The organism is Roseateles paludis, assembly GCF_039872745.1.
Taxonomy (GTDB): domain Bacteria; phylum Pseudomonadota; class Gammaproteobacteria; order Burkholderiales; family Burkholderiaceae_C; genus Pelomonas; species Pelomonas paludis.
Window position 1 is genome coordinate 394,258 of the sequence record NZ_JBDPZD010000002.1, and the last position, 17,812, is coordinate 412,069.

17 protein-coding genes are annotated in these 17,812 nt (G+C 63.8%); 16 read left to right on the forward strand and 1 reads right to left on the reverse strand.

Going from position 1 to position 17,812, the window contains the following annotated elements; translation table 11 throughout:
• Nucleotides 1–3: 3 nt before the first annotated feature.
• The 16 genes from ABDJ85_RS07720 to ABDJ85_RS07800 all read left to right on the forward strand — a co-directional run bounded on the left by ABDJ85_RS07720 (nt 4) and on the right by ABDJ85_RS07800 (nt 15,039).
• Nucleotides 4–1,443: an ATP-binding protein gene (locus tag ABDJ85_RS07720; RefSeq protein ID WP_347704186.1), complete on the forward strand. Its 1,440-nt coding sequence runs from the start codon at nt 4–6 to the stop codon at nt 1,441–1,443.
• 6 nt (nt 1,444–1,449) lie between these two features.
• Nucleotides 1,450–2,937, forward strand: coding sequence for a peptidoglycan-binding protein (locus ABDJ85_RS07725; protein WP_347704187.1), 1,488 nt, complete (start codon nt 1,450–1,452; stop codon nt 2,935–2,937).
• Nucleotides 2,938–2,955: 18 nt separating this feature from the next.
• Nucleotides 2,956–4,980, forward strand: a complete 2,025-nt coding sequence (locus ABDJ85_RS07730; RefSeq protein WP_347704188.1) for a hypothetical protein — start codon at nt 2,956–2,958, stop codon at nt 4,978–4,980.
• Between the two features lie 30 nt (nt 4,981–5,010).
• Nucleotides 5,011–5,655 carry a hypothetical protein gene (locus ABDJ85_RS07735; RefSeq protein WP_347704189.1) on the forward strand — a complete coding sequence of 215 codons (645 nt, stop codon included), beginning with the start codon at nt 5,011–5,013 and terminating at the stop codon, nt 5,653–5,655.
• A 9-nt stretch (nt 5,656–5,664) separates the two neighbouring features.
• On the forward strand, nt 5,665–6,153 hold the full coding sequence (locus ABDJ85_RS07740; protein ID WP_347704190.1) for a hypothetical protein: 489 nt from the start codon (nt 5,665–5,667) through the stop codon (nt 6,151–6,153).
• A gap of 17 nt (nt 6,154–6,170) precedes the next feature.
• Nucleotides 6,171–7,223 (forward strand): hypothetical protein, encoded by a 1,053-nt coding sequence (locus ABDJ85_RS07745; protein WP_347704191.1) that lies wholly within the window; start codon nt 6,171–6,173, stop codon nt 7,221–7,223.
• A complete protein-coding gene (locus ABDJ85_RS07750) occupies nt 7,223–7,876 on the forward strand; it encodes a hypothetical protein (protein ID WP_347704192.1) in 654 nt (217 codons plus the stop codon). The genes ABDJ85_RS07745 and ABDJ85_RS07750 overlap by 1 nt, the downstream gene beginning before the upstream one ends.
• 18 nt (nt 7,877–7,894) lie before the next feature.
• Nucleotides 7,895–8,521, forward strand: a complete 627-nt coding sequence (locus ABDJ85_RS07755; protein ID WP_347704193.1) for an RDD family protein — start codon at nt 7,895–7,897, stop codon at nt 8,519–8,521.
• 21 nt (nt 8,522–8,542) lie between these two features.
• Nucleotides 8,543–8,821, forward strand: a complete 279-nt coding sequence (locus ABDJ85_RS07760) for a hypothetical protein (protein WP_347704194.1) — start codon at nt 8,543–8,545, stop codon at nt 8,819–8,821.
• 247 nt (nt 8,822–9,068) lie between these two features.
• Complete coding sequence (pilL2, locus tag ABDJ85_RS07770; RefSeq protein WP_347704195.1) at nt 9,069–9,623, forward strand: PFGI-1 class ICE element type IV pilus protein PilL2; 555 nt, start codon at nt 9,069–9,071, stop codon at nt 9,621–9,623.
• The gene (locus ABDJ85_RS07775) at nt 9,620–10,267 is read left to right on the forward strand and encodes a hypothetical protein (protein ID WP_347704196.1); all 648 of its coding nucleotides are present in this window, start codon (nt 9,620–9,622) and stop codon (nt 10,265–10,267) included. The genes pilL2 and ABDJ85_RS07775 overlap by 4 nt, the downstream gene beginning before the upstream one ends.
• Nucleotides 10,268–10,276: 9 nt before the next feature.
• Entirely contained in the window at nt 10,277–11,014 is a 738-nt protein-coding gene (locus ABDJ85_RS07780) for a TIGR03759 family integrating conjugative element protein (protein ID WP_347704197.1), read from the forward strand.
• Entirely contained in the window at nt 10,999–11,598 is a 600-nt protein-coding gene (locus ABDJ85_RS07785) for a lysozyme family protein (protein WP_347704198.1), read from the forward strand. The genes ABDJ85_RS07780 and ABDJ85_RS07785 overlap by 16 nt, the downstream gene beginning before the upstream one ends.
• Nucleotides 11,595–12,122: an integrating conjugative element protein gene (locus tag ABDJ85_RS07790; protein ID WP_347704199.1), complete on the forward strand. Its 528-nt coding sequence runs from the start codon at nt 11,595–11,597 to the stop codon at nt 12,120–12,122. The genes ABDJ85_RS07785 and ABDJ85_RS07790 overlap by 4 nt, the downstream gene beginning before the upstream one ends.
• A gap of 8 nt (nt 12,123–12,130) precedes the next feature.
• On the forward strand, nt 12,131–14,293 hold the full coding sequence (traD, locus tag ABDJ85_RS07795; protein WP_347704200.1) for a type IV conjugative transfer system coupling protein TraD: 2,163 nt from the start codon (nt 12,131–12,133) through the stop codon (nt 14,291–14,293).
• The gene (locus tag ABDJ85_RS07800; protein ID WP_347704201.1) at nt 14,290–15,039 is read left to right on the forward strand and encodes a TIGR03747 family integrating conjugative element membrane protein; all 750 of its coding nucleotides are present in this window, start codon (nt 14,290–14,292) and stop codon (nt 15,037–15,039) included. Before traD ends, ABDJ85_RS07800 begins: the two co-directional genes overlap by 4 nt.
• Nucleotides 15,040–15,130: 91 nt before the next feature.
• On the opposite strand, the gene ABDJ85_RS07805 is transcribed toward ABDJ85_RS07800, so the two are convergent.
• Nucleotides 15,131–17,758, reverse strand: a complete 2,628-nt coding sequence (locus ABDJ85_RS07805) for an AAA family ATPase (protein WP_347704202.1) — start codon at nt 17,756–17,758, stop codon at nt 15,131–15,133.
• Between the last annotated feature and the right edge of the window lie 54 nt (nt 17,759–17,812).

Sequence of the window (17,812 nt, forward strand, 5' to 3'; positions counted from 1 at the left end):
CACATGGCCCTCGACGCATGGCTCCCCATCGGATTCAAGCTGCCAGACGGCGCGAAAGTTCGCGCCGCGCTTTTCGAGGGCACGGATTGGCAGATCTACGAATCGATGGGCGGCGGGCGCGCGCTCGTCGTGTTGGACTCGCTGGCGCAGCATTGGCTGGACGCGGGGCTGATTGAAGACGGGACGTTCAACGCCTCGCAGTTCGGCGACCGCCAATTGCGGTCGATCTCGTGCGGGCCGAGCCAAACGCTTTGCCCGGTCAGCGAAGCGAAGTCTCCCGACAACAAGGCCGAGGCGCTTTCCTTCGCCTTGGCGTTGAAGGCTACGCGCGACATCGATGCGGACTCCCCGCTGCAAGACGCTCTCTACATCGAGAAGATCACGCGGCTGCTGCCGACCTACAGCATCAGCTCCAGAACCGGCGACGATGTCGTGCTCGGCTACTGGCTGACGGGCGGCACGAACATTCCGGCCACATCCTTTCGTCGGCTGCGTCAGTCCATGAGTTGGCTCGGTGCGGGCCATTTGAAGGATGTCGTGCAAGCGGCGGGCTTCGAAGTCGCTGAAATCATCCCGCTGGAGCGCAAGCCTGCGGCTCCTGTCAAAAAAACGGAAGCCACCCCCGCCGAGAAGGTGGAGGAAGTCAAACGCGCCGAGCCGGAACCCAACAAGGTCTTCGAACTCGCCGGGCGTCCCGAACTGGCGGCCTTCTTCAACGAGCATATCGTCGACATCATCCTGCACCGCGACCGCTACAAGGCGCTCGGCATCGAGTTCCCGTCAGCGGTGATCCTGCACGGCCCTCCGGGTTGCGGCAAAACCTTCGCGGTCGACCGGCTGGTGGACTTCCTGGGCTGGCCAAGTTTCCAGATCGACGCCTCCAGCGTCGCCAGTCCCTACATCCACGAGACCAGCAAGAAGGTCGCGCAGGTGTTCGACAAGGCGATGGAGAACGCGCCGTCCGTCCTCGTGATCGACGAGATGGAGGCATTCCTTGCCGACCGCGAGATGGGGTCGGGTCATCACCGCGTCGAGGAAATGGCCGAGTTCCTGCGCCGCATTCCGGAGGCGGTGAAGAACGACGTGCTGATCATCGCCATGACCAACCGTATCGACATGATCGACCCGGCCATCCAGCGCCGAGGGCGTTTCGATCACGTCATCAAGGTGGATTTCGCCAGCGAGGTTGAAGTGCAGTCGCTGCTGGACAAGCTGCTCTCCTCCTTGCCGAAGGAGTCGGACGTGGATTCCAAGCCGCTGGCGAAGGAGCTGGCTGGCAGGCCCTTGTCCGACGTCTCTTTTGTGGTGCGCGAAGGCGCGAGGCTGGCGGCGCGATCTGGCAAGGAAAAACTGGATCAGGCCAGCATGTTGTCCGCCCTGCGTGCATCACCAGCGCGGGAGCGCGAGGGTGGCGAAACCAAACGGCGAATCGGATTCGTTTAAGGGGAGATGGTAGTGACGGGGGGAAAAGAAGAACAGAAGAAGGGAGAAGGCAAAGGCTTCGCAGGCCTTTCCTCGCTCGTGTCCGACGTGGACACGACGCCGCCCCCTGCCGCCAAAATAGAACCTGCTGCCGCTGCACCGGGTGCCGGACATCCCGCCCCGCAGCCCGCGCAGCCCGCGCAGCCGCAGCCGAGCCAACGCCAAACGTATCAAGAGCCTGCGCAGCCGCCGTCCTCTGGATCGTCCGGCGGCAAGTGGGTGTTGGGCATTGCCGCCGTCATTGGCGTGCTCTGGCTCATCGGTCAGTCGGACAAGAGCACGACCTCTCCAACTCCGGCCTACTCGCCTCCCGCGCAGACCGCGACGCCAAGTTACTCGCCGCCGCCTGCTGAACCGCAAGCGCCATCTCGCCCACAGGAATCGATGCCGCCTGTTGGGCAAAACTTGGTGTTTTCAACGGCGCAGATTCGCTACTGCTTGGCCGAGGACATCCGCATGGAGGGTGCGAAATCGGCTCTCAACAACTACATCGACTCAGACGTGGATCGCTTCAACGCGATGGTGGCCGACTACAACAGCCGCTGCGGGAGCTTCCGTTATCGCAGCGGCGCGCTGGAAAGTGCGCGGCGGGATGTTGAGCCGTACCGGAGTCAACTTCAGGCCGAGGGCGGAAACAAATTCGCTCGTAGTCCATCAACTGGCTCGCTGTCGAAACCCGCGCCGTCGCGCGCGGCTCCGGATGCGACGGTGCAGGCGGTGCAGGCGGTGCAACAGAAACTCAATGAGCTTGGCTACAGCGCAGGGACTCCGGATGGGTTGATGGGCCGGGGCACTCGCTCGGCCATCATCGCATTCCAGGAGGACAGAGGCTTGGCCGCGACTGGCGTGGCAGATCAAGTGCTGCTGCTTCAGCTACAGCGTGCTCCTGCACGCTCAAGTGGCGGTTGGAGTGCCAACGATCCGGTCGTGCAGGAAGCTCCACCAAGAACCGCTACGACCGCAACTGCACCGTTGTCTGCTCCTCCATCGCCAAGCGTGCAGAGGTCAGGCCCTCCAGCCAATTCGTGGGTATCAGGCTCAAACTGGTATTGCAACGACGGCTACAAGAAAGTCGGCAACAGTTGCGAGAAATTGGTTGTTCCTCGCAATGCTTGGGTATCTGGTTCCAACTGGTATTGCAATGACGGGTTCCGAAAGGTCGGAGACCAATGCGTAGCACTCAATGTCCCTGACAACGCTTGGGTGTCGGGATCGAATTGGTATTGCAACGATGGCTATCGGAAGGCCGGCGACCGCTGCGAGAGGCTAAATGTTCCTCGCAATGCTTGGGTATCCGGCTCTAACTGGTACTGCAACGATGGATTCCGAAAAGTCGGAGACCAATGCGTAGCACTTACTGTCCCTGACAACGCTTGGGTGTCTGGCTCCAACTGGTACTGCAATGACGGGTACCGAAAGGTTGGCGACAAGTGCGTTTCCGTTTACGAGAGATGAGTGATTTCCGGTATGACAATGGCAATCTGCTTCAAATGCGGTTCCGCGAAGTCCGGCGCACTGCTCGCCTGCCGGAGCTGCAGTGCCGCGCCGGGCACGAACAGCGAGTATGCCGTTTCGCTTGCCCTGTCCGATCACCTGTCGTCAAAAGATCAGCTTGCGCAATACAGCCATGAGTTGCGCAGCGGCAAGAAGCTATCCGTCCCGCGCGAAGCACTCGTGCAGGCGCTCGATGCGCTGAAAGATCCGCAGCTTCTGGCAATGCTCGGTGCGCAACCTCAACCGGCAACGCCCACGCCAGCCCCCTCGGCTCCAGCAGCGACGCGACAGCCTCCACCCGTTCCTCCGGCAGCCCCACAGCGAGTTGCTCCGCCGCCACCGCCGATCAAGCAGGAGCCTCGCCTCACCACAACCGCACTGCATCAGTCGGCGTTCGCGGTCTTGGGCGTGACGACCCGCGACAACCGCAAGCACATCGTCGAGTTGGCGGAAGAGAAGTCTCTGGAACTGGATCACGACGTTTGCCAGAAGGCACGGTCCGACTTGACGAACCCGCGCACCCGGTTGAGCGCGGAGATCGCGTGGCTTCCCGGCGTCTCGCCGCGCAAGGCGACCCAGTTGGTCGAAAACCTGCTCAACGACCCGATGGCGATAAGGGAGGAGTCTGGCCTGCCCACGCTTGCCCACCTGAATCTGCTTGCTGCCGCGTTCGAAGCCGTGGATGGTAAGCACGATGCGGACGACTTGGCCGGGTTCATCATGGAAGCCGCCTACCTCGCCGATGAGCTGACTCCGGAGGAGGTGCTGCGCGACATCAACGAGGATCGCGCTGTGTCCGGCTTTCCGGAAGTGCGTGCGCTCGACCAGATCGAAGCCGAACTGACGGAGCGCAAGCGGTACTACCGTGGTGCCATCAAGGATGCGCTCGACAGGCTGCCGCCGATGACGCTCATCCAAGTGATGACCGAAACAGTGGATGGCGTGACCTCCGGCGGCGAGGATCATGCGCCGGGACTGATCGATGACCTAGTGGACAGCTACGAGGTAGAGACTCACGGCATCCTGCAAAAGGAGGCCGAGAACGTCCACAAGCTCATCAAGGCGGCCAGAGACCACGCCGGCTCCGGCGAAGCCGCCGTCAAGCCCTACGTGGACAAGCTCGATGCAGTTGCGCGTAATTGGGACAAGATCGCCCAGCCCATTCAACTGAGTTCGAAAGCGCGCGGCATCGACCACGAAGCGAGCCGCGACTTGGCCTACGAGATTCGCGGCCTTGCCATCGACCTGTTCAACAAGCACGACATGCTCGCTCATTCGAAGCGACTGACCGGGTTGATTCAGGAACTTTTTTCTGAGGTTCCAGAAATCGCTGATCGCGTCGAGGAGGACGCGGACGCGCTCGCGGACATTTTCCAACAACGCAAGCAGGCCGCTTCGCGCAAAGACGAGTGGGCGCGCGAAATCACTTACCGCGCCGAGATTGGCGTGATGTTCAAGGATGCCTTGAGCATTTCCCCAGACGGCGTTTCGTGGAAGGGCCAGAACTTTCCGCTGGACTCGATCACGCGCGTTCGTTGGGGTGGCGTCAGCCATTCCGTCAATGGCATTCCCACCGGAACGACCTACACGATTGCGTTCGGCAACCGGAATTCCGAAGCGGTCGTGGAACTGAAGAAGCAAGACGTCTACACCACGTTCATCGACAAGCTCTGGCGGGCAGTCTGCGTGCGCCTTCTTACCGAGATGCTCGAAGCCCTGAAGGATGGGCGCGACCTGCACTTCGGCGACGCACTCCTGCACGACGATGGCATCACGCTCGTGCGGCGCAAGTTCCTCGGCTCCAACGAGAAGGTGCGCTGCTCATGGGGTCAAGTCCATGTGTGGAGCGCGGATGGTTCGTTCTGCATCGGAGCCAAGGATGACAAGAAGGTCAACGCCGGAATTTCCTACATTCACGGGGCGAACACCCACATTCTGGAACAGGCCATTCGCATGGGCTTCAAGAAGCCGGGAATGCGCCGTTTGAGCGATCTATTGCAGTGATTTAATCAAGCATCCAGCGGAGCAGTATTTATGGGATTTCTGTCCAACCTGTTTGGAGGCAACAAGGAAGACAAGGCGCTGCGCGAAGCAATGGCGCACATCCACCGCGTCCTCGATGACGAGCAGTTTCAACTGGAACTTGTTCATCCGGCGATGAAGGCGATGCTGGAGTCTGCCCCGGCCTACGACAAAGACCCAAACGGCACTGGCCCATTCGGCTTCACCGAGACCAACCCGATTCCGGTCAACGGGCCAATTGGTCAGTTGGCGTATCTTTCCAGACTCGAAACTCAGTCCGGCCAGCGCATCCTGTTCCACCGCCTCGGAGCCATCGGCACAGTGGACGTGTTCGAGGCCGTGTCATTCAATGGAGCCGAGTGGTTCATCCTGTTCGTCGATCTTTATCACCCCCGACGCTCGCGACTCATGCCGGATGGCTTCCGGTTCACGAAGGATGTTGCTCAGTTCTCCGGCTTCCACAAGTTTTGCGAGAACTTCCCTTACGATTTCATCGAGAAGAAGGCGTCCGAGCGCGAGTCGGGCCTGAGCATGGCGTACATCGCCATCAGCAAGGTGTCGGACCAGATCCAGAACCGTGTCTTCAACAGGCCGTTGGCCCACAAGGCCAAGCTCGACCTCGTGAAGAGCCGCTTGTCGAGCGTCCAATCCCAATAGGTGATGCCGATGAAGAAGTCACTTCTGGCGACGCTCGCTACATTGATGAGCCTTCAGGCAGCGCCTGCTCTGGCCGAGAACTACGAGGTCAACCTGAACCGCAAGGGCAGCAACGTCTACAAGATCGATGGCAAGGACATCTTCATCCAGACGCGCTACTGCTACGTCTACGCCTACTCCGAGGAGGCCATCCTCAAGACGTCAGGCTATGGCGGCGAGGTCATCTTCTTCGACAGCAAGGACAAGTGCGATGTGAAGGCGGTCTTTGGCCTGTCGAAGCAGGAGCCGGGGAAATACGTGGTGACGGTCAGTCTCGAGGACGATGGCTGGTATGAGGTATTCGGGACGAACTCGTACATCAAGACATCGAGTTGCCTGTCCCTCGCGCTCGGCGAGGAGGCATACCTGACGATTTCGCCTTCCGGTTTCGGAAGGCTGCGGTTTGAGGATGGCGACGACTGCATGGTCGAAGGCGTCTACACCAAGCTGCGGCTATGAGATGGAGATGAGGAGCCGTGGCTGCTGCTGACGACAAACAAAAAGGAAACGCCACGGGCTTCTCCGGCCTCTCGACACTCGTCTCGGATGTAGAAGAGGATCGTCCTGCCAGCAAACCTGTTCCGGAAGTCGCCCCGCCGCCGAGCGCCCCACCACCTCCAGAGCCTCCTCCCGTGCGGGCCGAGGCAAGCCCGGCTGCTTCTGCCACACCTCAGCCGCCAACGGGAAAGGGCGACACTTCTTCCGATGTGACCACCGGCAAGTGGATGGTCGGCATCGGGTTGGGAATCGGGCTTCTGCTCATCATCTTCGTCAACGCGACCAAGAACGAGTCCACCCCTTCGACGACGGCTCCGGTTGCGCAAGCACCCACCACGGCCGTCGCCGCCTATCCACCGCCGACTGCTGTGCCAGTCACACCGAGACAGCAGCCTGCTCCAGAGGCATTCAGCCACCGGAACGCAGCCACGGAATCCGTGAACGTGCTCGGCCAGCAGATCGTGTTCTCAAATCCGAGTGGCTACTGCACGCCAGGCAAATCGGCGCGCGAAGTGGAGCTGATGGACTTGGCACGACGCTCCCTCGGAGAAGGTTCCCGCCTCGTGCATGCGGCAGTCCGCTGTTCCGAGCTGGAGGACTACCGCGAGGGCCGGAGGGAAATGCTGGATCACTGGCTGCAGATCCAGCTCATCGGCCCGAAGGGGAACTTCCAGCGAATCGAAATGCCGCGAGAGGCATTCCTTTCCAGTCTTTCCAAGTCGAGTCCGCGGGTGAACTCAGCCGAACTCAATCGACGGTTGAAAGCGTCGTTCGAGAACAGCGAGATCAGCCTGTCTGATATGAAGTTTGAGCCGATTGGGCGGGACGGGAACGCGGTCTATTTTTCCATGCGGATGAACATGAGCGTTGGGGAAACCAGCCGACCGGTCACGGGGATCAGCGGGATCACGCTCCTGAACTCCCTCCCGCTCTCGATCAGCGTTTATGAAGGCACCGGCTCGCCGCAGAGCCGTGGTCAGTTGCAATCTGTCCAGCAGGAGCTGCTGAACAGCCTCCTCACCGAGAACTGATGATGAACAAAGCAAGAACAATATTCTCCGCCCTGTGCTTCTGCTTGTTGGCTTCGGTCGCCTTGTCGGTTGCCGCGCAGTCAGCCGGTTACACCAAGCTCAACGTCAAAGGCCGAGTCCAGCTTGAGGTTCCGAGCGACTGGACGATCAGCGATGCGGAACAGCGCAGGCGCGTCAAGGAGCTTGCGGAGAAGGTCACCGGGGTTGCCACTGAGCATGTGGCATCGCTTTCGGCGCAGTCCTATCCAGCACCATCGCGGGTCTTTGTCCGGGTGTCGTTCATCCCGATGGAGCCGCCGCTTACTCAAGCGGATGTCCGGCAGGAGGTTCTGGCCAACAAGCAGCAGGTGCTCAAGGACTTGGCGGACGTGTGGCGCGAGGAGTCCCCAACGATGTGGGCGGGCATGGCGAAGTACGGCATGAAGGAAGTTGGACGCCCGAGCTTTGCCGTCGAACCAATTGGAGGCCAGACCGCCCTGATCATTCGCTACGGACGCACATCGTCGGCCAACTCGGCAGAGACGATGCGGGTGACTCAATACCATGTGCCGCTGGGCGCTGAAAAAGCCCTGATCACGCTTTCGTATATCGAAGGCGATCCGCAGGCAATCGCGGCCCACAACCGACTGAAGAGCAGTATCGCGATTCGATAAGAAGAAGAGGAACAGCCAATGGCCTACGTAGATCCCAACGCGCCGTCGCCAACCTCCGGCGACTACACCCAAGAACCAAACGCACCCGTCGATCAAAGCAAGAGTTTTCTTGGCGGGCAGCATCACCCGTGGAGGCGGTTGTTTGCACGCACGGTTGACATCTGCACGGCTGGATTCGCGTTGTTCCTTCTCTTGATATTCGCGTTCAGCGCGACGATGCCAGAGCAGGCAGCGGGCTTCGCAAAGGCAATCGAAAATCCCATTATCGCCAGTGTCGTGCTGTATCTGATCTGGCTGCCCGCCGAGGCTCTGCTTCTATCGCTGTTCGGGACGACTCCGGCGAAGTGGCTGTTTGGCATCAGGGTCGCACATCCGGGCTGCGACCTGCTGAACTTTTCAGAGGCGCTGAACCGCTCATTTCTTGTCTTTATTCAGGGTGTCGGGCTGGGCATTCCGTTCGTCGCATTGTTCACGCAACTGTTCGCGTATCGGCGGCTCACGAAGACCGGCACGACCCTGTGGGATACATCCGCCAACGCAGTGGTGCTCCATAAAAAGTGGGGAGTGTTTCGCGCGCTTGTGTGTACCGCCGCTGTCTTCGCCGTGCTGATCCTGATGAGCGCATTGAACGCGGCAGGAAAGTGATAACCAACAGGGGAGGAACCCATGGCTTACGAAGACCCGAACGCGCCGTCGCAGCCGCAGACGCCCGCACCCGCAACGGCACCAGTCGCTGCACCCGAAAAAAAGTCCGGCTCGTGGGACTGGCTGTGGCCGTCCATCGTGGCGGTGATCATCGTCAAGCTGTTCGGTCTCGTCGGTGGACTGGTCACCTTTGGCTGCTACTACTGGCTCAAGCCGAAGCTGGGAACATGGGGAGCTGTCGCTGTTTCAGGCGTCATTGGCGTCGTTGTCGCCATTGGCCTCCTGGCGATGATTCGATGACCCCTGTCTTCCGTCTATGTGAGAAAGAGCGTTGCCCTGCCTCCCACCGAGCTGCCAGCCCCGGCAGCACGTTCCAGCCTCTATAGATCCATCGTCGCAGTTCCGGCCCAGCAGCGAGCCAGTCACGCTGGCTGATTGATATATGCCCCTCCCTTGGGAAATGGGGCGCCGCGCGTTGCGGATTTTCGGCATCCCGCGCAGCACGGTTCTGCAATGGTGAAGGCATCCCGTCACCGTGGGGTGCCACATGCTGCCGTCTTTGCCTCGTTTCCTCTGCATCTTCGCCGTGCTCAGCGGCCTACTGCCCGGTTGCACGACGACACCGGCCACCCCTGATCAGTTAGATGCGCCACCCGACGAGATAGCTTCGGTGGTGAACCAGGGGCTGGTTCCGGTGGCCCGCTACGGCCGCTACACCCTGGTCGAGCTGGTGCCGGAACCTGCGCAGCGTGATCTCTTGCAGCAGGCGGTGGAGGTCTCGATTCCGCCCATGCTCGATGCCAGCGTGGGCGATGCCATGCGCCATGTGTTGCTGCGCTCCGGCTACCGGCTCTGCGATGTGGCCGAGGCTGCCACGCTCTACGCGCTGCCGCTGCCCGCCGCACACCTGCGCCTGGGCCCGCTGATGCTGCGCGATGCCTTGCTGACCCTTGCCGGCCCCGCCTGGGAGCTGTCGGTCGATGACTTGACCCGCCAGGTCTGCTTCAGCCGGCACGGTGCTCCCACCTTCCTTTCCGCCAACCCGCCCAGCACCGCCACGCCTGTGCCGGACGCCGACCGGCCCGAGGAGATGCAGCCATGACCTTTCCCCAAGCGCCATCCGAGCGCCATTCCCGCACGCGCTGCCTCAAGGTCGCCGCGGCCTTCTGGCTGGTGCTCATCAGTGCCGTAGCACTCATCAACAGCGTCGGCCTGTCGCGGCTCGCCGAACAGACCCAGAGCAGCGCACAGGATGCGCAGGTCAATGCGCTGGGCCTGCGCGTGGCCGATCTCGAACAACAGGCCGATGCGGACAAGCGCCGGCCGGCGCCGATCAGCCAGGCCGAATTCGCCACCGCGCGGCAGGCGCTGGACGAACGGATGACGCGCCTCGAAGAGGCCGATGAGGCGAGGACCCTGGCCATCGACCTGCAGACGCTGCAGGCGCGCGTGAATGGAATCGAAACCCGCCTGGAGAAGACCCGGCAGGTGGCATCCGCCGCTCGCCCGCGCACTGCGGTTGCGACGAAACCCAAAGTGCAGGAGCCGCCGTTCCGAGTGCTCGGCGTGGAGTTGCGTGGAGGCGAGCGCTTTCTGTCGATCACCTCCACCGCCGCGGCCTCGCTCGCGGGCGCCCGGCTACTGCGCGAGGGCGAGGCCGAGGGCGGCTGGCAACTGCAGTCCATCGAGGCGCAGGCGGGCGTGTTCCAGGTGAACGGCCAGACGCAGCGCGTTGCGGTGCCGTAGGAGGTCGCCATGAACCTGCGGCCATCGCTCGCCGCCGTCGGCCTGTTCGCCGCTTTCGGCCTGTTCACCGCTTTCGGCGCATCCGCCCAGCCGGCCCCGGTGACTAACTCGCGCATGGTGCCCGCCCAGGTGCAGCCCAACACCGATGCGGCGCTCGACGAGCGCCAGGCGCGGGACTGGGGTCTGCAACCCGAGGAGTGGGCACGCTTCCGACAATTGATGCAGGGGCCGCTCGGTGTGCATTCCCCCCAGATCGACCCGCTCACGGCCCTGGGCATCGAGGCCCGCAGTAACGAGGAACGCAGGCGCTACGCGGAGCTGCAGGTACGGATGGAGGCCCGGCGCGTCGAGAAGCTGCTCGCCTACCAGCGCGCCTATGACGCAGCCTGGCAGCGCCTCGCGCCCGGCCAGCCGCGCGTGAACCTGCCCGGCGCCAAGGCGCTGGCCGCCGGCAACACCGGTTCCGGCCGGCTCGCCGTCTTCGTCAAGGCCGACTGCGCTTCCTGCGCGCAGCGCGTGCAGCAGCTGCAGGGCGCGGGCACCGCCTTCGATCTCTACATGGTCGGCAGCCGCCAGGACGATGCGCGCATCCGCCAGTGGGCCACCCAGGCGGGCATCGACCCGGCCCGGGTGCGCGCCCGCACCATCACGCTCAACCACGACGCCGGGCGCTGGCTGTCGCTCGGCCTGCCCGGTGAACTGCCGGCCGTGGTGCGCGAGGTGAACGGGCAATGGCAGCGCCAGTAGCCACTCAACGCCGCCGCGCCCTGTGGGGCGCCTGCGCCGCGCTGCTCGCCACCGGCGCCTCGGCCTTTGCCACGCCGGCGCGGGAAGTCCCTCCGCCGGCCTACCAACTGGCTGCCCAGCGTGCGGACGTGCCGGCGGCGGTGCTGTACGCCGTGGCCCTGCAGGAGAGCGGCACCCAGCTGCGCGGGCGCCTGGTGCCCTGGCCGTGGACGCTCAACGTCGCCGGCAAGCCGTACCGCTATGCCACCCGCGCCGAGGCCTGCGCGGGACTGCGCCAGGCACTCAAGCACACGTCCGCCACCCGCATCGACGCCGGGCTCGGCCAGGTAAATCTCGGCTACCACGCGCAGCGCTATGCGCAGCCCTGCGAGCTTCTGGACCCGTACCGCAACCTCGCCATCGCCGCCGAGATCCTGCGCGAGCAGCACACGCCGGGCGAGGACTGGCTGCTCGCCATCGGCCGCTACCACCGCCCGGCCGGGGGCGCCCCCGCAGCGCGCTACCGGCGCAGCGTGCATCGGCACCTGACCCGCGTGCTCGACCCCGTCGTTCCCGTTGCAACCCTCCAGGCCACCACGCCATGAACCACATCGTCCTCATCGCCGCCATCGGGCTGCTGTCCACGACCACCATCTTCGCCCAGACCGCCTCCGCGCCGCTGATAGTCGTCGAGGACCGTGGCGGCGCGTCCGCCTTGCCGTACTACCAGCCCTTGAATCCGCAGCCGGACGACACCGCGCGGCCAGCCCCGCTGCCACGCCCGCGCGTGGGCAACTCGGCCGAGGCCGCGATGCTGCCAGTGCGCTCGGCGAACCTGTCGCCGGGTGACGTGCCGCGCCGCGTGATCCGCGCGCCGGGCCTGACGCCGCTGTTCCTGGTCGGCGACGACGCACGCTCGCGCGCCTGGCTGCGGCAGCGCCACGCCGCGCTGCGAGAGCTGGGCGCCGTGGGCCTGGTGGTCAACGTGGAGTCGATGGCGGCGCTGGTCGAGCTGCGCCACCTGGCGCCCGGCCTGACCCTCGCGCCGGCCTCGGGCGACGACCTGGCCCAGCGCCTGGGCCTGCGCCACTACCCGGTGCTCATCACGTCCACCGGCGTCGAGCAGTAGGTGCGCAAATGGCCCAGCCGCATGCGGTCGAGGTTCTGCTGCGGCCAGCGGTGGAGCTTTACACCGTGGCGGTCTGCACCGGCGCCGCGATTCTGTGCCTGGTGGCACCGTGGTCGCTCGCGCTGAATCCGCTGCTCGGCCTGGGTGCGGCGCTGGCTTTCCTGACCTTCGGCGCGATGCGCCTGCGCGATGCCTGGGCGATCCTGCGCTATCGCCGCAACATCCGCCGCCTGCCGCGCTACGTGATGACCAGCCGCGACGTGCCGGTGAGCCAGCAACGGCTGTTCATCGGCCGGGGTTTCAAGTGGGAGCAGCGGCACACGCACCGGCTGATGCAGACCTACCGGCCGGAGTTCCGCCGCTTCGTGGAGCCGACGGCGATCTACCGCGCGGCGCGGCGGATGGAGGAGCGGCTGGAATTCGCGCCGTTTCCACTATCGAAGCTTGCGCGGGTCCTGGCCTGGGACAGCCCTTTCAATCCGGCCCGGCCGCTGCCGCCGGTGGGCGGACAGCCACGGCTGCACGGCATCGAACCCCACGAGACCGACGTGACGCTGCCGCTGGGCGAGCGCGTGGGCCACTCGCTGGTGCTCGGCACCACGCGCGTGGGCAAGACGCGGCTGGCCGAGCTGTTCATCACGCAGGACATCCGCCGTCGCAATGCGGCAGGCGAGTACGAGGTGGTGATCGTTTTCGACCCCAAGGGCGATGCCGACCTCTTGAAACGCATGTACGTGGAGGCCAAGCGCGCGGGGCGCGAAGGCGAGTTCTACGTCTTCCACCTGGGCTGGCCGGACATCAGCGCGCGCTACAACGCGGTGGGCCGCTTCGGGCGCATCTCCGAGGTCGCCACCCGCATCGCGGGCCAGCTCTCCGGCGAAGGCAACAGCGCCGCATTCCGCGAGTTCGCCTGGCGCTTCGTCAACATCATCGCCCGCGCCCTGGTGGAGCTGGGGCAGCGGCCCGACTACCTGCTGATCCAGCGCCACGTCATCAACATCGACGCGCTGTTCATCGAGTACGCCCAGCACTACTTCGCCAAGAACGAGCCGAAGGCCTGGGAGGTCATCGTCCAGCTCGAAGCCAGGCTCAACGACAAGAACATCCCGCGCAACATGATCGGGCGCGAGAAGCGCGTCGTGGCGCTGGAGCAGTACCTGTCGCAGGTGCGCGTCTACGACCCGGTGCTCGATGGCCTGCGCAGCGCCGTGCGTTACGACCGGACCTACTTCGACAAGATCGTCGCCAGCCTCCTGCCGCTGCTGGAGAAGCTGACCACCGGCAAGATCGCGCAACTGCTCGCACCGAACTATTCGGACCTGTCCGACCCGCGGCCGATCTTCGACTGGATGCAAATCATCCGCAAACGCGCGGTGGTCTACGTGGGGCTGGATGCGTTGTCCGATGCCGAAGTGGCCGCAGCGGTTGGCAACTCCATGTTCTCCGACCTCGTTTCAGTCGCGGGGCACATCTACAAGTTCGGCATCGACGACGGCCTGCCCGGATCGGCGACCGGCGTGAAGGTGCCCATCAACGTCCATGCCGACGAGTTCAACGAACTCATGGGCGACGAGTTCATCCCGATGGTCAACAAGGGGGGCGGCGCGGGCGTGCAGGTGACGGCCTACACGCAGACGCTCTCGGACATCGAGGCGCGCATCGGCAACCGCGCCAAAGCAGGCCAGGTGATCGGCAACTTCAACAACCTCTTCATGTTGAGGGTAAGAGAGACCGCCACCGCGGAACTGCTGACGCGGCAACTGCCCAAGGTCGATGTCCATGCCACCGCGATCATGAGCGGCGCCACCGACAGCTCCGATCCGCTCGGCAACACCGCCTTCACGTCCAGCACCCAGGACCGCATCAGCACGACCAGCGTGCCGCTGATCGAGCCCGCACATGTGGTGGCCTTGCCCAAGGGGCAATGCTTCGCGCTGATCGAGGGCGGCACGCTCTGGAAGGTGCGCATGCCCTTGCCGGCCCCCGACCCCGACGAGGCCATGCCCCAGGATCTGCAGCAGTTGGCCGGCTACATGCGCCAGCACTACGTCGAGGCCGGCGACTGGTGGGAGAACCAAGGCATGCAGGGCCTGCAGGACGGCGCATTGCCCGCCGACCTGCTGGACGACTTCAAACAGATGGCGACCGCCGCTGACGGAGTGGAAGCATGAGCGACCCGGCCGTCGCGGCACAGCGCCAGCAGCAACGACAGCAGGGGCTGATCGCCGGCCTGGTCACGTTGCCGTTCCGCTTCTTCGGCGTGCTGTGCGGCGCGCTGCTGCTGTGCATCCTGATCGAATGCGTCGGCATGCACTTCTTCTGGCCCGATCAGGGCTGGCGCCACGCGCAGGGCATGCTGCACTACGAGCTGGATCAGCTCTCCACGCACTTCACGCGCAGCGCGCTGGTGCAGGAGCCTGGCCGCACCGCGCACCGGCTGGTCGAGCAGGGCTACGACTGGCTGTTCGTGAAGAGCGGTCTGCTGGACTGGATACGCGACGCCTCGGCGCAGGCCAGCGCCGGCAGCCATCGCCCGACCAAGGATTTCCGCTACTACATCGGCTTGGTCTACGTGAACGTGGAGAGCTACCTGATCGCGGCGGCCTACACGACGCTGGTCTTCCTCGTGCGGCTGCTGGTGCTGTGCCTGACCTTGCCGCTGTTCCTGATGTCCGCCTTCGTCGGCCTGGTGGACGGCCTGGTGCGCCGGGATGTGCGCCGCTTCGGAGCGGGCCGCGAATCGGGGTTCATCTATCACCGCGCCAGGGCCAGCCTGATCCCGCTGGCCGTGCTGCCGTGGGTGACTTACCTCGCACTGCCGGTCAGCGTGAACCCGCTGCTGATCCTGCTGCCCAGCGCCGCATTGCTCGGCGTGGCGGTGTGCATTGCGGCGGCGACGTTCAAGAAATATCTGTAGCTGCAGCCCTGCGCCAGATCAGATGAACGATGCCACAGTTTCGGTTCTCTGCTTCGTCAAGTACTCCAGCATCGGCGTGAACGAATACATCTCAAGCAATCTTCTTCTGCCTGTCTCGCAGAGACGCGGCCCAGTTCTTCAAAGCCTGGATGTCCTGAAAAAGATCAGCAGGTGGTGGCGGCACGGCATTCCTACCGCTGGATGGATCGTGTGCGTCAACAATGTCGCAGCACTTCTTGAATCCGGCGGCGAAAGCATCGCAGTCAGCCTCGGTGAGCGCACTGACCTTCTTCAGGTCCCTGGCGTTGATGTAGTCCCTATGGCGTTGAATAACGCGGACGAAAGCGATGTCCTCCAGGCCGCGCTCCCATGTGGCGCGCAGCGAGTTGTAGAGCTTTGCCACCTCGACCGCGTACTCGTCTTCCTGGTTGTTGTCATGCAGCAGCTTTGCCGCACGTGCAGCCTTCTCCAGCTTGTCGATGCGATCTTCGACGCTCTGGGCCTTCCAGGGCAGGCCGTCGGCTACCATACCGGCTCCCGCGGCGCCACGACTGAGCGTCGTGAGCCGCACTGCCCGCCCGGTCTTCGTCGCGTGGTCATTCAGATCGTTCACGAACACCAGATCATGCGTGAAGACGATGACCTGACGGTTCTCCGCTTCTTCCACGAGACGCTTGGCCACCTGCCCACGCCAGCGATGGTCCAACGAGGACACCGGGTCATCGAAGACCAGAGCAGAGCGGTGCATCGCGGTGGCAAGCTCGGTCATGAAGGCGGCCAGCGCCACGCAGGTCTTTTCCCCTTCGCTCAGGATTTCGTGGACCTTCGCATCCGGCTTTGCGAAGAGGCGCACCTGATACTGCGGTGAGCCGTACTTGCCGCCGGAGCGCACGATTTCGACGCGAACCTTCGAGGCCGCAAGCCTGACGATCTCTTCCTGAAATCTGTCGCGCAGCCGAGGCGTAATCACGGTGTCGGCAATGTCATTGCCCATCTTGGTGATAGTGTTCGTCGCCGTGTCGCCCGCACACTCGGTCAGAAACCGGATGGTCTTCAGCCGCTGGATTTCGTCAGTGACGACCGGCAGCATGCCGGCGAGCAGTGCCCGGTCGCTCAGCTCGGCGAAATCGGCTTCGAGCTTCTTGCGTTCATCCGCGTCAGCGGATTTGCGCAGCTCGGCGGCGTAGCTGCGGACCGTGGTCTGAAGCTGGCCGAGATCGGGCAGCGGCGACAGTGGAACGGGCGGAAGCTGTACCTCGCCGCTTCCGCCCAAGGCTTTGAGCAGAACGTGGCGCCGCAGCCGGGCGGCGGCGATGAAGCGGCGCGTCTGCTGCTGCAGCAGCTGATTCTGGAGGCCCAGCTCGTCGAGACTGGCCTTCACCGCCCGCGTGCCGATTGCCCCGGCAGCTATGGTCTGACGTGCGGTCTGAGCCGCCTTCTCTGCCTCGCGTGCCAGCTGTTCCGTGTCCTCCTGGATGAAATCCTCAAAGCGCGCCATCCGTGCACGTGCCTCAGCTTCCAATGGCTGCTGGCAAAGCATGCAATGCGCGTCTTCGGCCGACGGCGGAAACGGCTGTCCGGGGTATGCGATCTCCGTCGAGTAGCGGCGGGCGGAATCCCAAAGCACCCGCCATGTCTCGCCGCCGACCCCGGCAAGGGGTTCGCCCGTGAAGGCCTTCTCCGCGGCAAGACGTGCAGCGTCCCGTTTCGACCGTGCGTCCCTGGCGAGGGCAGCGGCTGCCAGAAGCTCCTCATCGGTGGTTCTGGCTTCAACGCTGTTCACCGCGGTAATCAGCCGCATGACGTTGTCGGCTTTGACGGTCTGTTCCGCCGCTGCCTTGGTCGGATTCTTCGACAAGTCTTCCCGCAGACGCTCAAGACGGGCGCTTTCGTCTGCCGAGAGCGCCGCCAGGGCTTCGATCTTCTTTGCGTCTGTGTTGGCGTTCAGCGCGGCAAGCGCCTTCCCCACGGCCGTGGTGGCCTTCCAGGTCGGCGCCGCAAAGATCGGATTGCGGGCCTTCTCAAGCTGCTTCTGTTCAGCTGCGAGGGCATCCTTCACCGCCTGACAGGCTGCAGCAAGCTCATCCGGTACGTCCAGACCAAAGGGCCGGAATGCAACTTCGTTCTTCTCGCGGATATGCACTGAGGCGCAGTCGCTATCGAACACGCTCACTGCAGACAGCGTTGCATGCGGATTTGCGCCGTTCTGCCACTGCTCGACCGGCTGCGGCACACCGCCGACCCCGTACGCGATGTTCGCGCCGACGCGCTTCGGGGGCTGATCGGCATACACATTGGGTTCGATTTTTCCGGCATGCCTTGCACGACATGCGCGCTTCAGGATGCGTGCATAGCCGGACTTGCCCGCACCGTTGTCGCCGTAGATGATCGTAATTCCATCCGGCTCGAAGCCGAGGGTCTGGCCGGCGGCAAGGTTGTTCACGCCGGTCGCGTCGGCGATCGACAGAAGCGATACCGCAGCGATCTGACCGGGGTTGGCCGGAAGGTGGGCCTTCTCCAGCGGTACCGCTTTCAGCGCGCCTACGGGTGCACCTTTGCCCTGTTTGCAAAGGTCCACGAGTTCGCCGATATCGGCGTCCGTCAGACGGCCGTTTGCGATGATGCGGCGCAGGGCGTCACGCTGCCAGAGTGGACGATCCTTTGACCAGTCCAGAATCGTTTCCAGGACGGTCTTTTGCGGTGCGGCGGGTTTCTGCATTTCTTGTTCCTCTTCCCTGCCGGTTCATCATGCCCGTGAAGCGGCGATTTCCCG

Excerpts from the sequence above, each read along its gene's own strand:
- ABDJ85_RS07720 (WP_347704186.1), top strand. The coding sequence starts at position 4 with ATGGCCCTCGACGCATGGCTCCCCATCGGATTCAAGCTGCCAGACGGC.
- ABDJ85_RS07725 (WP_347704187.1), top strand. The coding sequence starts at position 1,450 with ATGGTAGTGACGGGGGGAAAAGAAGAACAGAAGAAGGGAGAAGGCAAA.
- ABDJ85_RS07730 (WP_347704188.1), top strand. The coding sequence starts at position 2,956 with ATGGCAATCTGCTTCAAATGCGGTTCCGCGAAGTCCGGCGCACTGCTC.
- ABDJ85_RS07735 (WP_347704189.1), top strand. The coding sequence starts at position 5,011 with ATGGGATTTCTGTCCAACCTGTTTGGAGGCAACAAGGAAGACAAGGCG.
- ABDJ85_RS07740 (WP_347704190.1), top strand. The coding sequence starts at position 5,665 with ATGAAGAAGTCACTTCTGGCGACGCTCGCTACATTGATGAGCCTTCAG.
- ABDJ85_RS07750 (WP_347704192.1), top strand. The coding sequence starts at position 7,223 with ATGATGAACAAAGCAAGAACAATATTCTCCGCCCTGTGCTTCTGCTTG.
- ABDJ85_RS07755 (WP_347704193.1), top strand. The coding sequence starts at position 7,895 with ATGGCCTACGTAGATCCCAACGCGCCGTCGCCAACCTCCGGCGACTAC.
- ABDJ85_RS07760 (WP_347704194.1), top strand. The coding sequence starts at position 8,543 with ATGGCTTACGAAGACCCGAACGCGCCGTCGCAGCCGCAGACGCCCGCA.
- pilL2 (WP_347704195.1), top strand. The coding sequence starts at position 9,069 with ATGCTGCCGTCTTTGCCTCGTTTCCTCTGCATCTTCGCCGTGCTCAGC.
- ABDJ85_RS07775 (WP_347704196.1), top strand. The coding sequence starts at position 9,620 with ATGACCTTTCCCCAAGCGCCATCCGAGCGCCATTCCCGCACGCGCTGC.
- ABDJ85_RS07780 (WP_347704197.1), top strand. The coding sequence starts at position 10,277 with ATGAACCTGCGGCCATCGCTCGCCGCCGTCGGCCTGTTCGCCGCTTTC.
- ABDJ85_RS07785 (WP_347704198.1), top strand. The coding sequence starts at position 10,999 with ATGGCAGCGCCAGTAGCCACTCAACGCCGCCGCGCCCTGTGGGGCGCC.
- ABDJ85_RS07790 (WP_347704199.1), top strand. The coding sequence starts at position 11,595 with ATGAACCACATCGTCCTCATCGCCGCCATCGGGCTGCTGTCCACGACC.
- traD (WP_347704200.1), top strand. The coding sequence starts at position 12,131 with ATGGCCCAGCCGCATGCGGTCGAGGTTCTGCTGCGGCCAGCGGTGGAG.
- ABDJ85_RS07800 (WP_347704201.1), top strand. The coding sequence starts at position 14,290 with ATGAGCGACCCGGCCGTCGCGGCACAGCGCCAGCAGCAACGACAGCAG.
- ABDJ85_RS07805 (WP_347704202.1), bottom strand. The coding sequence starts at position 17,758 with ATGCAGAAACCCGCCGCACCGCAAAAGACCGTCCTGGAAACGATTCTG.